This is a genomic window from Brevibacterium sp. SIMBA_078 (assembly GCF_046534565.1).
Classification (GTDB): Bacteria; Actinomycetota; Actinomycetes; order Actinomycetales; family Brevibacteriaceae; genus Brevibacterium.
This window is the reverse complement of sequence record NZ_JAWRYQ010000001.1, coordinates 66,977-82,142: the sequence shown is the minus strand read 5'-3', so window position 1 is coordinate 82,142 and position 15,166 is coordinate 66,977. Positions and strand designations below refer to the sequence as shown.

Here is a 15,166-nt window from a genome sequence, read left to right as displayed (position 1 = left end):
TACTCCCATCTATGACACAAATCTCATTTTTGAGGATTCGTCCAGTATTCAGTCGACGATTTCTCAGGTCAATGGACTGATACATACTGATGATTTAAGACACATGTGTGGAGGAAACTTGCGCGGAGGGATGTGGCCGATGTCTGAAAATGACACTGATCAGAAGATACTCGAGGCGTTGCACATAGACGGTCGAGCATCGTGGCAAAGAATTGCGAATGCGATCGGCGTCAATGAACGGACAGTGGCACGTCGAGGGAATGCGATGCTGAAGAGCGAGGTAGTCCGCATAGTCGCCTTTAACGTGCCGGCGCACGGTTTCGTGCTCGCAGTAAATAGTGGGCCTGGCCAGGCACGGATGACATCGACTGCTATGAGCAAACTCGATCCAGCTCTTTGGGTTCATCTGACGACGGGAACAAGCGACGTCATCGGTGCTGTCGCAGTGGGCCTAGACGAACAGGAGAAGTTTCTTCTTGATGAGTTCCCAGCGATCCCCGGAATTTTGCAGTGGCGAGCCTATCCAGTCCTCAACTACCTGCGCACTGCTAGGATTTGGCGGCCTGGAGTGCTCAACTCTGACGAACGGCAGGTGCTACTTGCTAGTTGTCCCCAAGCTGCTGAGCTCAAATTGGGAAACGAAATTGACCTTGTCGCAGAAGACGCTGCAATACTGAGGGTCCTTAAGGAAGATGGGCGAAAGAACTACGATGAAATTGCTCGTCAAGTAGGCACTTCGGTGGCCACAGTAAGACGACGTCTGGAACGACTGCGTCGCGAGGGGCAAATGCAGATCAGAGCGGTCCTCCCTCCTCGGCATTTGGGGCTGAACACCGAAGTTGTCATGTGGCTGAGGGTTAAGGACTCAGATATTTCAGAGGCATCGCGGTTGTTGGCTGCCGATGAGGCCGTCAAGTACGCGGTCAGGATCGCCGGGGAGTGGACGTTCGTTCTAAAGTTCGATGTCGTCGCTCGCCAGTTTGTTGACGAATTTCTTGCTGGGCGACCTTGGACCCGGATGGTTTTAGAAAGCAGTCTGTCTATCGTCCTAGCGACGACTAAGCGCAACAGTGCTAGGAGTACCTAGGGATGTTCCGATAGTGGCCGAGAGCTTTCGGTAGAAAAGGAACTTAGAGGTGTGGAAGAGACGACGGCGAGCGGCCCGCCCCGGGGCGGGGCAGTGACCGATTCTCAGGGGCAATGGTTTGCTGAATCGTTGGGCGGGTAGTCTCTACTCCGCTTGTTGCCCACTACCACGATGTAGATTTCGTCGCACATTGGCGACAGAACGTGGTGCAGTGTCGCAATCTTGAGTAGGCGGTGAAATAGGGGCGGGATAAATCATACTGAAGTAACGCAGGATTCCTCCAGCAGGCCGGTCACCTCAGTAGGGGAGCGGATTCTCCAATCCGGAGTTGACCATCGAGCTGAATCCGCGGCCGAGCACCTGCGGGGCGGGATTCTCGATCGCCCGCGAATAGTGGCCGACGAGCTGTGAGCACACGCTCTTCCAACTCCTGGCCTGCACCTGCTCACGACCGGCGACCCCGAAGGCCCGCCGTTTCGCCTCGTCGCCGAGGAGGTCCGCCGCATGCGCTCGCATGGCACCGAGATCCTTCGGGGTGTAGAGCCACCCGGTGCGCGAGGAGTCGACGAGGTCGAGTGGGCCGCCTCTGGCGGGAGCGATGACCGGCACCTCGGAGGCCATGGCCTCCTGAATCGTCTGGCAGAAGGTCTCGAGCTCACCCGGGGCGACCATGAGGTCGAAGCTCGCCACAGCTTGGGCCAGAGCATCCCCGCCGAGGAACCCGGTGAAATGAGCCTCCGGCAGCAGCCGCTGCAGACGCGTCCGCCAGGGGCCGTCACCGACGATGACGACCTTCGCCCCGGGCAGATCGGTGAGCGCGGCAAGGTCTTCGACCTGCTTCTCCGCAGCCAACCTGCCGACGAAGCCGATGATCTTCTCACCATTCGGGGCAACGCTTCGACGCCAGGCCTCGGACCGGTGACCCGGGTCGAAACGGGAGGAATCGACCCCACGGGCCCACAGTGCCACCTCGGCGACCCCGAGCCCTTGCAGCTGATCGATCGTGTACGACGATGGGGCCAGCGTCAGAGAGGAATGCTGGTGGATATTGCGGACGTGGTTCCACAGCATGGCCTCGATGCCGTGCATTCCGTACCGGGCGGCATAGGCGGGAACCTCGGTCTGGTAGATCGCCACGGTCGGCAGATTCAGTGCCTGGGCGGCGAGGACCCCGCGCCATCCGAGGACGAACGGACTGGCCAGATGGACGACGTCCGGGGCGAACCGCTGCAGCAGTCGGCGGATGCGGGTGACGCCGCCGGGAGCGACACGGATGCGCCGATACTTCGGCAAGGCGATCGAGGGAACCCGGACGATGCGGGCACCGGCGACCTCCTTCGGACCGTCCCTGCGTGTGCCCGGAGCGATGACGAGGACTTCGTCGCCGCGGTCGGCCAGATGGTCGAGGACCCGCAGGAGTGAGTGGGTGACCCCATTCATATTGGGGAGGAAGGATTCTGCAATGATCGCTACTCTCACGTGCCCCAGCTAAGGTCGGCCGGGTGACGAACGCATGACCCGAAGGCGACAGGTCGGCGACATCTGGCCGAAATCGGTCCACTCCCGCTGCAGTGACGGCGGAATGCCGCGGCCGGTGACCGGACGCGGCCCTTCTCAGTGACTGCTCTCAGGCGCGTGGGTGTCCGGATGATGACCTGTTCGCGACGAGTCTGAACCCCGCGTAAACTGAGGTCTCGGAAATGCTCGCGCAGCACATGGAACGAGGGGAATGGCCGTGGTCTGGTTCATCGTCGGCGGTTGCGTGCTCGCCGCTCTCATCGTCCTCTTCGTCATCCTCACCGTCCTGCGCTTCAACCAGCTGTCCATGGCCCGGTCGCTGTGCGACGAAGCCAAACGCCAGCTCATCGGCGAGATCCGCGCCCGCCACGCTCTCGTGCCCGCCTATCTCGGCACCCTCCAGCAGATCGCCGGACAGGACCTGTCCCGGCTCGAACTCGCGCTCGCCTCTGCCGAGCGCGCCCCCTTCGACCACCGTGGCGCCGCAGCCGAAAACGCTCTGACCGACGCCGTCGATGACGCCGCGCTCATCCCCGCGGCGCTGACGGAGAGGTCCCTCACCTCGGACGCTGCTCGTTCCCAGCGGGCTGCGGTCAACGAAGAGATCGACACGACGATCCAGCTTCTGCACGGTCAGCTGCAGGTGCTCACCGAACGGATCCTCGCCGGTGCGCGCTTCTACAACACGAACGTCGAACGCTATCACCGGCAGCGGGCGCGACTGGTCTCCCGCCTCTTCGGCGGGGTCTTCAAGCCCCGCGCCCCATTCACCGAAGCGATCGATGACGATGGCGGACCCGGAACGGCGGGCCCCGCCTCGGCGAGGATGACCCGATGACCCGCTTCCGCCTCGACCTGGGCTATCGCGGCACGGATTTCCATGGCTGGGCCAAGCAGCCGGGGCTGCGCACGGTCCAGGCCGCCATCGAATCCGGACTGGAGAGGATCACCGGCACCGAGGTGGCCACCGTCGTCGCCGGCCGCACCGACTCCGGCGTCCACGCTCGCCGTCAGGTCGTGCATATCGATCTGGGCGACGAGGCGATCGGCAAGCTCATCGGCCAGTCGAATCGATCCGCCGAGGCGGCCCTCCTGTCACGTCTGCGCGGAGTCCTCATCGCCGGTGAGTTCCACGACATCGTCGTCCACGCGGTGGCCGAGGTGCCAGAGGACTTCGACGCCCGGTTCTCTGCGCTGTGGCGGTCGTATCAGTACCGGTTGGCCGATCATCGGTCATTCATCGACCCGCTGCTGACGCAGGTGACGCCGCGGCACAAGGGTGAACTCGATGCCGAAGCCATGGCCGAGGCCGCGAGCGAGGTCCAAGGGCTCCACGATTTCCTGCCGTTCTGCAAACCCCGGGAGGGCGCGACGACGATCCGCACCCTCCACGAACTGCGAGTCTCACGCGATCAGGATGCTGTGATCACCATCGATCTGCGCGCCGACGCCTTCTGCCATCACATGGTCCGTGCACTCGTCGGCGGACTGATCAAGGTCGGATCCGGCAATTGGGCGGTGACCCGCCCGGCCGAACTCATCGCCGAGGCGGACGCCGGGCTGACCCCGGATGTGCCCATGTTCGTCACGCCTGCCGAAGGACTCGTCCTCACCGAGGTCGGCTATCCGGCACCCGGGGACTACGCGGCTCGCAACGCCCAGACGATGGCCCGCCGCGACCAGGAATAGGCCGACGGTTCGGCGGGTTGCTGTCCGAAGCTTCAAGCCGAAGCTTCAAGTCGGCTTTTATCGCGCAAGTCGCGATCATGTGAGAATTCCTCTTTCCAGTTGTGAGAATCCTGTGTAGATTCACACTTAAGAAACTTTCAGTTCGCATTGGCACTGCAGGATGGAATCCGTCTTCATCCCCACCGGCACGGTTGATGTGCGCCTTACTGAACGATCGAAGGAACCGAATACATGTCGAAACTTGTGACCAAAGCGCTGGCCACGGGCGCCGCAGTGTCAATGCTGACTCTGCCCGGCCTCGCGCCTGCCATCGGGGCACCCTCTCTGGGCAACGGAAACTCCGCTGAAGACAGTGCCACGGCACCGAGTGAAGCGGCTCCCGCGGCTCCCGCGGACCCCGCGGAGCCCGACGACTCGTCCGCCGACGGTAAGTCCGCGCCGTCGGACGACGCCGGTGAAGAGCAGGACTCCGGCAGCGATGCGCAGTCGGCGCCCGAGGGCACCAAAGTCCAGCTCCTCAACATCACCGACTTCCACGGACGCATCTCCGAGGCGGGTACACAGGTCGCCTCGGTGGTCGAGGAGGAACGAGCGAAGTTCGGCACCGGCGGCGACAACAGGGGTACCGCTCTGCTCTCTACCGGTGACAACATCGGTGCTTCGACCTACACCTCCTCATCGCAGAACGACAAGCCCACGCTCGATGTCCTGAACGCCATGGGTGTCGAGGCCTCTGCGGTCGGCAACCACGAATTCGACAAAGGCATCGATGACCTCACGGGACGAGTGAGTGACGAAGCCGATTTCCCCTACTCGGCGGCCAACGTCTATGACAAGGGGACACAGAATGTCGTCGACGGCCTCGACGAGTATTCCATCGTCGACGTGTCGGGAGTCAAGATCGCCGTCATCGGCGTCGTCACCAAAGACACCGCCTCACTCGTCTCACCGGACGGCATCGCCGACCTCGACTTCGGTGACCCCACGGACGCAGTCAACCGCGTCGCCGACGATCTCGAGAACCTCCCCGAGGCCGAACGCCCGGATATGACGGTCGTCGAGGCCCACCTCGGCGCGTCGTCGACAGAGAGCCTCGAGGACGCGAAGGCGTCGAACGCGGAGTTCAAGAAGCTCGTCACCGAGGCCGACGCCTCGGTCGACGCCATGTTCACCGGCCACACTCATATGCCGTACGCCTTCGAAGCGCCGGTGCCAGGGGAGCCCGACCGCACCCGTCCCGTCATCGAGGCCGGCAGCTACGGCGAATACGTCGGTCAGGTGACCATGAGAGTCGACGGCAACAGCAACTGGCAGGCCAGCGGCATCGACCTCATCGAGACCGAGGGCAAGAGCTATGACTCCGAGGTCGTCGACAAGGTCGCCGGCATCGTCAGCGACGCAGAGGACAAGGCCAAGGAGCTCGGCTCCGAGGTCACCGGCACGATCAGCGAAGACATCACCCGAGCGAAGAAGGACGGCGAGGAGGACCGCGGTGCCGAGTCCACGCTCGGCAACCTCGTCGCGGATGCGCTCAAGGAAGGTGTCGAAGAGACCCAGCTGGAAGAAGCCGACTTCGGCATCACGAACCCGGGTGGACTGCGCACCGACCTGCTCTGCGATGACATCTACAACACCGAAGAGAAGTGCGAAGTCACCGTTGCCGAGCTCAACAGCGTGCTTCCCTTCGCGAACGACCATGGTGTCGTGACGATGAAGGGGTCGGACGTCATCGGCCTCTTCGAAGAGCAGTGGCAGCCCGACGGCGCCTCTCGGTCGTTCCTCCACCTGGGCATCTCCGAGGACCTCGACGTCGTCTATGACACGGATGCCGACAAGGGCGAGCACGTGAAGTCCGTCAAGGTCGATGGCAAGGACATCGACCCGAACAAGGACTACCGGGTCGCGACGCTGAGCTTCCTCGCCACCGGCGGTGACAACTTCTCCTCCTTCGCCAAGGGCGATTTCGAGCAGTCGGGACTCACCGACTTCGAGACCTGGGAGAACTACTTCAACAAGCACCAGGCCGAAGGCGAGGACGTCACCCCGGACAAGAACGAACGCCAGGCAGACGCGGCCAAGGACGTCATCGACAACGGTGATCTGAGCGCCGAGCTGACCGGGCCGAAGGCCATCAAGCCCGGTGAGAGCGCTGAGTTCGCGCTCAAGACGAATGCGAAGTCCGAGGTCGCGGGTCCCATCGACGTCACCGTCGATCTGCCGGAGGGCTATACCGCCGAGGCGGCCGCGCAGTCCGAGTCCCAGTCTGCTTCCAGCAGCGCCACCAAGGGCAAGGCCCCTGAGGTCAGCGCCGAGGCGGCCAAGACGATCACCCTCGATTCGATCCCGGCGGGGGAGTCCCAGACTGCTGTGACGGTGACGGCACCGAAGGACGCCTCCGGTGAGGTGACCGTCAAAGCTGACGTGCAGGCGAACGTCGATGGTCCATGGTGGGATGACAACCCGCTGCCGCTGGCGCATGAGTTCGAAGCCACCGCTGCAGTCGGTGACGATGCGAATGCCTCGGCCGGCGATGACGGTTCCGCCGACGGCGGCAATGCCGATGGCGGCGCTGCTGACGGCGGAGACAGTGCGGCCGGTGGCAATGCCGATGGCGGCGACAGCGCAGCTGGCGGCAACGCGAACGGTGCAGATGCATCGGCCGACGGCGGTTCGGCCGATGGCTCCGGGGCTGATGCGAACGGTTCGAAGGACGGTGGCGACCTGCCGCGCACCGGCTTCGAGACCTTCAACATCGTCGCTGCGGCTCTGGCGCTCATCGTCGCCGGCGCCACTGCGGTCACGATCGTCCGCCGCCGCAAGCTCAGCCTCCAGAGCTGAGTCAGGCCGGCATCAGACCGGCGGGCCGGAGAGTTCTTCTCTCCGGCCCGCCGTCATTCTCAGACTCTTTGCTCACCGGAACAGTTCCCGCGGGACCATCCCGCACCCTTGACGTCATCTCCACCCGGTAGTCGCACGTCGCACCGGTGCACCGGGGCGTTGATTCGCTGCGGGGGCGGTTCGCGAGGAAGGGTGGGTGCTGCGACTAACGGTGACAGATGTGTCGGTGAGGGGCGTTTGGCGCGATGCATCCCGCACCCTTGACGTCATCTCCACCCGGTAGTCGCACGTCGCCCCGGTGCACCGAGGCGTTGATTCGCTGCGGGGGCGGTTTGCGAGGAAGGGTGGGTGCTGACGCTACCGGTGCGTGATGCCCGCAGCGTCAGGGGCGTGACGATGCATCGGAGCCGTCGGCACCGTCGCCGGTGGGCGACGTCGGCGGGACCGGCGGGCGGCCGGCGCGGAAGGTCTCGAGGTGAGTGAGCACCGGGACGAGGAAGAGGATGCCGACGGCCGGCACGACGATGCCCGAGTCGTTGATGAGAGTGCCGACCCCCAGCAGAATTGCCAAGCTGATCAACGCCGCCCTCAACAGCGGGATCCGCCGATAAGTGTCCTGAAGCCCGTGCAGTCGGAAGCGCGCAGGGTCGAGCGCCATCCAGAACACACCGATGATGACCAGCGGCAGCACCAGAGTCATCCACGACTGGGTGAGGATGTCGATATTCATACCGATCTTGCGGGCCAGAACGCTGAGCGCCTGACCGCTGATGATCGAGTCGAAGAACCGTCCGAAGTGCGTGCGCTGATCGGCCGGGCGCAGCCAGTCGAGGAACAGCACGGTGAGCATGACGAATCCGGCAATGCCCACCGTCAGCCCCAGCCGTTTGAGCGAGAACCGGATGCTCGCCGCGGCCAGCACGAGGTAGGCGACTCCGATGATGAGGGTCGGCACGGAACCGAACTTCGTGCCCAGTCCGGGTGCCGCGAGGATGACGCAGGAGACGAGCACGGGAAGGGTGACGATGAGGACGCGATGCAGCGGCTTGGTCACCAGGGACGCGAACCCGGCGACCGCCATCAGCTGCGCACAGCAGTACAGCGCCAGCGCCGAGTTCCCGATCCCGTAGAACCGGGAAGCGATGAGCAGGGGCTCACCCAACAGCGTCGACATCTGCAGCTGAGATCCGGTGACGACGTCGTAGGCGAGCACGGCGACGGTCACGGTGGACACGAAGAGCACCGGCCCGAACTTGTGCCGCCGCCAGGGCCCGAGCAGCGCCAGCACCCCGAGGAGCAGCGCCCACCCGGCCAAAGCTCCGAGCATCGCGATGTCCGGGTTCGTCGCCCGCTCCCACGGCACGGTATTGACCAGGTACGTCGAGATCGGCATCGCCGCGAAAATGACACCGAGGCGGTACGCCCCGGAATGGACGAGCTCCCGGTGGTTCTTCCGCATGAACCATGCCAACGCCAACAGGCCGATCATGAGCACCGCGACGACCGGGAAGAACCATGTCGACAGATCGTTCTGCGTCTTCACCGCCACCTGCCGGTCGAGCACCGCCTGATAGCGCGAGTGCCAATCGGAGCCATGCGCCCCCGAGGTCATCGGCGCCCCGGCCGCATTGTCCATCTCCTCGGCCCCGGACAATGCCACGAGCGTCGGCGCCAGGTCGGGCACCTGCACCAGTCCCGGCTGCCGCGTCGACGACGAGGTGAGCAGCCCCGCCTGCTCGCCCGGGGCGACCACCATCGTCGCCTGCATCGACGACCCTTCGTGCGCGCCGTCGGCGATCGAGGAGAACATCACGGGAACGCGTCCCTCGCCGAGGCGGTTCGGCCGATCCGGGCTCATCCACCCGGTCGATTCGAGGATGTCCCCGACCTGAGCGTCGAGATTCTTCAGCGAATAGCCGTCGGCTGCGGTATTGCCGAGATCGACAAGGGCGAGCTCGCCGTCTGCGGCCGACTTCGCGACGTCCGCGCCCAGGTCGGATCCGACGGGCGACCAGTTCTCGACGCGGCCGGTTGGGGTGGCCGCCGCGATGGAGGCACCGTTGCCGAAGGCGCGGATATCGGGCACTGCCTCGGCCAGCGCCCCGAGGGAGGCATCGTAGTTGTCGCCGCGTGCCACCTGTGCGTACACGTCCCAATCGGCGACCCAGCCGTCGAGGGGAGATGCCGGCTCGCGGCACTGATCGCGGGGTTCGTCGGCGGCCCGCCGCCCGGATCCGAGTCCCAACCAGCCGTCGACCGGGCAGCTCGTCGAGCGCACGCTGCGCGGTGTGATCGTCCCGATCTGCCCGCCCTTCATCATCACCCACAGGTGCGGTGTGGTGCGCGGATCGAGATCCTCGAAGCTGAACCCGGAGACGTTGATCGACACGACCCCAGGATTCGCCGAGGCGGCCCCACTGTCGTCGTCTTCCGTGGCCGGAGCCGTGCCCCCGTTCTTGCCTGCCGCCTGGGAGTCGGCCCGAGCCGACGCGCCCGCACCTGCAGACGGACCCGCGCCCAACGCCGCTTGCCCGGCTTGGGGCAGGCCGAGGACGAACAGGGCGATGGCCAGGATCCCGAGCAGAACTCGAGCGGCGGGGGAGGTCACGGGGGCTCTCATCGGTGAGCCTCCTCGGCGTGTTCAGCACTGAGCGCCAGCAGGAAGGGCAGCAGAACCATGGCTCCGGTCGAGGGCACGGCGACCCCGGAATCGGTGAGCACGAGCCCGACGCCGAGTCCGGTGGCGGCGGCCAAGAATCCATAGTGCAGGTCGGAATCGGTGAAGAGCTGGGGGAGCCGTCCGCGCCATTTGTTGACCAGACGCCCGGTCCGGCTGCCGGCGTGGACGCGAGGGAAGTGGAGGAGGTAGCGGAGGAAGATGAGGATCGCGATGGCCGCGAGCGGGGTGACGATGGCCAGAGCCGGATTGACCTGGATGATGTGGAGGTTCGCGCCGAGCTTGCGGCCGACGACCTGCAGGGCCTCACCGGTGACGATCTGGTCGAAGAACGTGCCGAAATGAGAGCGTGTCCCGGCCGGGCGCAGCCAGTCGAGGAAGGCGATGCCGATGAGCACGGCCAGCGAAGACAGACCGATGAGGGCGAGGCGCAGCAGAGTCAGTCGGATCTTCGACAGAAGCGCCAGCAGGACCATGAGACCGGCGAGGATGGCGATCGTGCCGCCGAACTTCGCTCCCCAGGAGGGATTACCGGAGACGAACACGGCGGCCAGTCCGACGACGACCGGCACGATGATCACTGCCTTTCGGTGCCCGCGCGCCCGCAACCACGAGACCATCAGCCCAAGGAAGATGAAGAGGCTGACGATGAAGATCGCCGCACCCTGATTGCCGAGACCGTAGTAGCGACCGCCGACGATCGGGTTGTAGCCGAGCAGCGAGTTCGCCTGCAGATGGGACCCGGTGGCCAGGTCGGTCGCGAGGATGAGCAGGTTCGCCCCGGCCAGGGCGCCGACCCGTCCTCTCCAGGTTCGACCCCATGGCGGGATAAGGGCGAAGGCGAACAGAACGGCGGCCGTGCCGATGACCGAGAGGAACAGGCCGAGCCCGGGGTCGGCCATTCTCGACCAGGGAAGGAGCCCGGCGAGGAACGCTCCCATCGGCAGGGCCGCGACGCCCAGGGACACCCAACCGAGGAATCGGTGGACGTGGGGCGCAAGGGTGGCGCCGCCTCGGCGACCGAGGATGGAGCGGTTGAGCAGGACCGCGCACGCGATGAAGAGGACGTAGAAGATGACGTCAAGAGTGATAGAGAACGTCGAGAGATTCTGATGGATCGTCGTCGACTTCTGCGCCTCGGCGACGAGATCGTCGATGCGCTGCTGCGGATCATCATCGGTCGGGGTGGAGTCGAAGCCGACGGCGCGCGGGGAATCGACGTCGAGGACATCGAGGATGCCCGGCGCCAGATCGGTGATCTGAAGCAGCCCCGGGGTGCGGGTCGTCGCCGAGGACAGGGACCCGGGTTCGAAGCCGGGCCCGGAAGCGATGAACGCGCGCAGCTGCGGCAGTCCGGAACTGTCACCGAGGCCGGCGACGATGATCGTCGGATCCGCGGCCCCGTCCTTCGCTTTCTCCCGCACTTCCTGCAGACGCACGCCGAGGCGGCGGTCGGCTTCGGCGACGCGGGTCTCCCGGTCGTAGTTCGGCGGAACGGTATAGGAGTAGTTCGGGATCGGGTCGAACAGCCAGGAGCGGATGCCGATCGCGCCGAGGTCGACGACGCCGAGGCGGCAGTCCGTGGCCGTCGCATCGTCCGTGAAGTTCGTCACCACCCCGTCTTCGTCCGCGGCTGCATAGGCTGCGCCGGGCCCCTCGGCTGCGAGGCATGGTTCGAGCAGGGAGTCCGCATCGGTCGCATCGGTGCCGGAGGGCACGGCCTTGCCGGCTTCAGTCACGGTGCGCGCGAGCATGCCGTAGTCGACTGAGTAGCCGGAGCCGATATTGGGTTCCTTGACCGCATCGAAGCCCTCGATCCGAGCCGTCGTCGTTCCGGCCGCGGATTCGTCGCCATGAGCTTCATCACTGTTCGCCACCTCCTTCTCCGAGGCGGCCCCGTCCTCGGTGTCCACGGATCCGTCCGTGGTGGGGGCGATCATCGTCGGGCAGCGTGCCGAGTCATCGGGGTCGGCATCCTCGGCGATGGGGGAAGGTCCGGCTTGTGCGCGGGCGCCTGCCCCGAAGGACAGCCAACCGGAGGCGGGGCAGGTGGCCGAGCCGATCGTGCGCACATTGAGGTTCGCGGCCGCACCCTCGGAGAGCAGACTGTAAAGGTTCGGAGTGCGCTCGGGATCGATATCATCGATGGTCAGACCCGGAACGCCGAAGACGACCGTCTGCCCGGCCGGGGGCCTGCTGGTGTCAGTGGACTGCGCGGAGGACGCATTCGCGTTCGCAGCCGAACCGTCGTCCGACGCCATACTGTCCGTTGATGCCGGACCGTCGGTTGATGCCGACGCGGAGGAGGGGCCGAGTGCGAGGCCTGCCGTCAGGAGCCCGACCAGGAGACCCAGCATCAGGATTCTCAATGCGGGAAGTCGGAAGGGCAGGCTGGAGTGAGTCGGCACAGATCAATACTATCGGCTCGGGTTTCAGCTGGCCCTGAGACCGCTCTGGTCGTTTGCTCCCCGGGCCTGCGGGCATGTATATTTGATTGTCGTTGTGTGTGCTTGTCGCACTCCCTTACATAGCCTCATGCGTTGCAGGCCCGTAGGTGAGGGGAATGCGTCGATAGGTTCACCCGATTGAAGACAACCAGCGCTTGAGACCCATTGGACTCACGACCCGATGAGGATCCGGCGCTGCACTGAACACAGATACGAAAAGAAGGCTACTTTTGCGTACGTATACAGCTAAGTCCGGTGACGTTGAGCACCAGTGGCACGTCATCGACGCCACTGACCAGGTGCTCGGTCGCCTTGCTTCGCAGGTTGCACGCCTCCTGCGCGGCAAGCACAAGACTACGTTCACTCCGAACACCGACACCGGTGACTTCGTCATCATCATCAACGCCGACAAGGTCGCGCTGACAGGTGCGAAGCTCGAGAAGAAGCGCGCTTACCGCCACTCCGGATACCCCGGTGGCCTCAAGAGCGTGAACTATGCCGAGCTCCTCGCCACCCACCCCGAGCGTGCAGTCGAAAAGGCTGTCGCCGGTATGGTCCCGAAGACTCGTCTCGGACGTGCCCAGATGCAGAAGCTGAAGGTCTATGCAGGTGCCGAGCACCCGCACGCCGCTCAGAATCCGCAGCCGTACGAACTCAGCCAGGTCGCGCAGTAAGCGCCTGAGCTCTAGACATACCGAGGAGAACCGTGGCTGATACCACCAACGCGACAGAAACTGTCGAAGAAGAGATCACCGAATACACTTCCGAGACTCCCGCATCCGCAGGCCTGGGCGAAAGCACCGCCGGTGGACGTGGACAGTCCCTGACCGCCCCCGGCAACGGAGTCGGCCGCCGCAAGCAGGCAATTGCTCGTGTGCGCCTCGTTCCCGGCACCGGTGAGTGGACCATCAACGGACGTACTCTCGAAGAGTACTTCCCGAACAAGCTGCACCAGCAGCTCGTCAATGAGCCCTTCACCCTGCTGGACCTGGGCGGACGCTTCGACGTCATCGTCCGGATCTCCGGCGGTGGACCCTCCGGCCAGGCCGGTGCCGTCCGCCTGGGCGTGGCTCGTTCGCTCAACCAGATCGACGCGGAGTCCAACCGCGCCGAGCTGAAGAAGGCCGGATACCTCAGCCGCGATGCTCGCGTCCCTGAGCGCAAGAAGGCCGGTCTCAAGAAGGCCCGCAAGGCACCTCAGTTCTCGAAGCGCTGATCTCGCTGGCGAACCGACTGCGGCTGGTCTGCCACTGAGTCGCAGTCATCGACAGTTCAGCATCATGAACATGAGAATGCGGTCCCGAACCTGGTTCGGGGCCGCATTTCTCATATCCGGACTCATCTCACACGGTCACTGACGTGGCCGGCGCTGCGCTCGACCGCGACTGCGGTCGGCCGCCTCGGCGAGGGTGCTGATATCACGAGCGACACCCCGCGGATCGACTAAGATCGACTCCGACATTGACGAAAGGATCTCCACTATGTCTCGACTCTTCGGCACCGATGGAGTGCGCGGACTGGCCAATCGCGATATCTCGGCCAAACTCGCGCTCCAGCTCTCGGTCGCAGGCTCTCGCGTGCTCAGCCGCGGCTGGACGGGTGAGAAGCGCCCCTTCGCCGTGGTCGGACGTGATACGCGTGTGTCCGGCGAATTCCTCTCCGCAGCACTGAGCGCCGGCATCGCCTCGACCGGAGTCGACGTCCTCGACGCGGGAATGCTGCCGACGCCGGGCATCGCCCAGGTCGTCAAGGACACCGGCGCGGCCTTCGGTGTCGTCATCTCCGCCTCTCACAATCCCATGCCCGACAACGGCATCAAGTTCTTCGCCGCCGGAGGCACGAAGCTCGACGACGCAGTCGAGGACGAGATCCTCGCGATCTTCGATGAGGACTGGGACCGTCCGACCGGCGCGGACGTCGGCCGCATCTCGCGCTACCCGGCCGCTGCCGATGAGTACACCGAGCACCTCGTGCGCTGCGTCGACGCCGACAATGTGCGTCCGCTGTCGGGGCTCAAGGTCGTCGTCGACTGCGCCCACGGTGCCGCCTCGATCGTCGGACCCGCCGCACTGCGCCAGGCCGGCGCCGAAGTCATCGTCTCCGCCGCCGAACCCGACGGCTTCAACATCAACGACGGTGTGGGCTCGACCCACCTCGAACCGCTGCAGCGGCTCGTCGTCGAGACTCAGTCCGACCTCGGCGTAGCCTTCGACGGCGACGCCGACCGCTGCCTGGCCGTGGATTCGCTGGGTCGGGTCGTCAACGGCGACCAGCTCATGGGCATCCTGGCGATCGGACTCAAGGAGCTCGGCGTGCTGCGCGGAAACACCCTTGTCACGACCGTCATGTCGAACCTGGGTCTGAAGCAGGCGATGGACAAGTACGGCATCGAGACGGTGCAGACCGCTGTCGGCGACCGCTACGTGCTCGAGCGGATGCTCGCCGACGGGTATGCGCTCGGCGGGGAGCAGTCCGGACACGTGCTCATGCTCGATCACGGCACCACCGGCGACGGAGTGCAGACCGCCCTGCACCTGATGAAGCGGATGGCCGACGCCAAGCGGACTCTGGCCGACCTCGCCGCGGAGATCCCGCAGCTGCCGCAGGCACTCGTCAACGTCAAGGGCGTGGACAAGAACAACGTCGATCACCCGCAGGTCGCTGCCGAGGTGGCCGCCGTCGAGGCCGAACTCGCCGACACCGGTCGCGTGCTGCTGCGTGCCTCGGGCACCGAGCCGCTCATCCGCGTCATGGTCGAAGCCGCCACCGAGGATGCCGCCTCCGCCCAGGCCGAGCGCCTGGCCGCGTCGGTCAAGGAGCACCTCGCGCTGTAGGCGGTGCCGGTGCCTTTTGCTCGATCAAGGGCTCGCTCAGATATGTCGCGGTACGCCGCAGCATATTCGGGCGGGC

The 15,166-nt window shown here is 65.1% G+C and carries 10 protein-coding genes; 7 read left to right on the top strand and 3 right to left on the bottom strand.

Translation table 11 applies throughout. The features are described 5' to 3' along the window. The first annotated feature begins 139 nt into the window (after window positions 1–139). Window positions 140–1,087: an Lrp/AsnC family transcriptional regulator gene (locus SB749_RS00345; protein ID WP_410708463.1), complete on the top strand. Its 948-nt coding sequence runs from the start codon at window positions 140–142 to the stop codon at window positions 1,085–1,087. A gap of 297 nt (window positions 1,088–1,384) precedes the next feature. Here the strand turns inward: SB749_RS00345 and SB749_RS00340 are convergent, their stop codons facing one another. Continuing rightward, window positions 1,385–2,566 (bottom strand): glycosyltransferase family 4 protein, encoded by a 1,182-nt coding sequence (locus SB749_RS00340; RefSeq protein ID WP_248283937.1) that lies wholly within the window; start codon window positions 2,564–2,566, stop codon window positions 1,385–1,387. Window positions 2,567–2,816: 250 nt separating this feature from the next. On the opposite strand from SB749_RS00340, the gene SB749_RS00335 reads away from it, so the two are divergent. The 3 genes from SB749_RS00335 to SB749_RS00325 all read left to right on the top strand — a co-directional run bounded on the left by SB749_RS00335 (window position 2,817) and on the right by SB749_RS00325 (window position 7,132). Then, entirely contained in the window at window positions 2,817–3,443 is a 627-nt protein-coding gene (locus SB749_RS00335) for a LemA family protein (protein ID WP_370036448.1), read from the top strand. Further along, window positions 3,440–4,294, top strand: a complete 855-nt coding sequence (truA, locus tag SB749_RS00330; RefSeq protein ID WP_410708462.1) for a tRNA pseudouridine(38-40) synthase TruA — start codon at window positions 3,440–3,442, stop codon at window positions 4,292–4,294. Before SB749_RS00335 ends, truA begins: the two co-directional genes overlap by 4 nt. Window positions 4,295–4,525: 231 nt before the next feature. Beyond that, window positions 4,526–7,132: a bifunctional metallophosphatase/5'-nucleotidase gene (locus SB749_RS00325; RefSeq protein ID WP_410708461.1), complete on the top strand. Its 2,607-nt coding sequence runs from the start codon at window positions 4,526–4,528 to the stop codon at window positions 7,130–7,132. A gap of 382 nt (window positions 7,133–7,514) precedes the next feature. On the opposite strand, the gene SB749_RS00320 is transcribed toward SB749_RS00325, so the two are convergent. Further along, window positions 7,515–9,752 carry a hypothetical protein gene (locus SB749_RS00320; protein WP_410708460.1) on the bottom strand — a complete coding sequence of 746 codons (2,238 nt, stop codon included), beginning with the start codon at window positions 9,750–9,752 and terminating at the stop codon, window positions 7,515–7,517. Beyond that, entirely contained in the window at window positions 9,749–12,166 is a 2,418-nt protein-coding gene (locus tag SB749_RS00315) for a hypothetical protein (RefSeq protein WP_410708459.1), read from the bottom strand. The genes SB749_RS00320 and SB749_RS00315 overlap by 4 nt, the downstream gene beginning before the upstream one ends. A 320-nt stretch (window positions 12,167–12,486) precedes the next feature. Between SB749_RS00315 and rplM the strand changes: the two genes are divergently transcribed. The 3 genes from rplM (at window position 12,487) to glmM (ending at window position 15,090) form a co-directional block, all read left to right on the top strand. After that, window positions 12,487–12,930, top strand: coding sequence for a 50S ribosomal protein L13 (rplM, locus tag SB749_RS00310; RefSeq protein ID WP_101543309.1), 444 nt, complete (start codon window positions 12,487–12,489; stop codon window positions 12,928–12,930). Between the two features lie 32 nt (window positions 12,931–12,962). Continuing rightward, window positions 12,963–13,472, top strand: a complete 510-nt coding sequence (gene rpsI / locus SB749_RS00305; RefSeq protein ID WP_025779545.1) for a 30S ribosomal protein S9 — start codon at window positions 12,963–12,965, stop codon at window positions 13,470–13,472. 265 nt (window positions 13,473–13,737) lie between these two features. Beyond that, the gene (gene glmM / locus SB749_RS00300) at window positions 13,738–15,090 is read left to right on the top strand and encodes a phosphoglucosamine mutase (RefSeq protein WP_410708457.1); all 1,353 of its coding nucleotides are present in this window, start codon (window positions 13,738–13,740) and stop codon (window positions 15,088–15,090) included. Window positions 15,091–15,166: the final 76 nt, after the last annotated feature.

What these genes read in the sequence shown, in the direction of transcription:
- SB749_RS00345 (WP_410708463.1), top strand. Translation starts at nt 140, where the DNA reads ATGTCTGAAAATGACACTGATCAGAAGATACTCGAGGCGTTGCACATA.
- SB749_RS00335 (WP_370036448.1), top strand. Translation starts at nt 2,817, where the DNA reads ATGGCCGTGGTCTGGTTCATCGTCGGCGGTTGCGTGCTCGCCGCTCTC.
- truA (WP_410708462.1), top strand. Translation starts at nt 3,440, where the DNA reads ATGACCCGCTTCCGCCTCGACCTGGGCTATCGCGGCACGGATTTCCAT.
- SB749_RS00325 (WP_410708461.1), top strand. Translation starts at nt 4,526, where the DNA reads ATGTCGAAACTTGTGACCAAAGCGCTGGCCACGGGCGCCGCAGTGTCA.
- SB749_RS00320 (WP_410708460.1), bottom strand. Translation starts at nt 9,752, where the DNA reads ATGAGAGCCCCCGTGACCTCCCCCGCCGCTCGAGTTCTGCTCGGGATC.
- SB749_RS00315 (WP_410708459.1), bottom strand. Translation starts at nt 12,166, where the DNA reads ATGCTGGGTCTCCTGGTCGGGCTCCTGACGGCAGGCCTCGCACTCGGC.
- glmM (WP_410708457.1), top strand. Translation starts at nt 13,738, where the DNA reads ATGTCTCGACTCTTCGGCACCGATGGAGTGCGCGGACTGGCCAATCGC.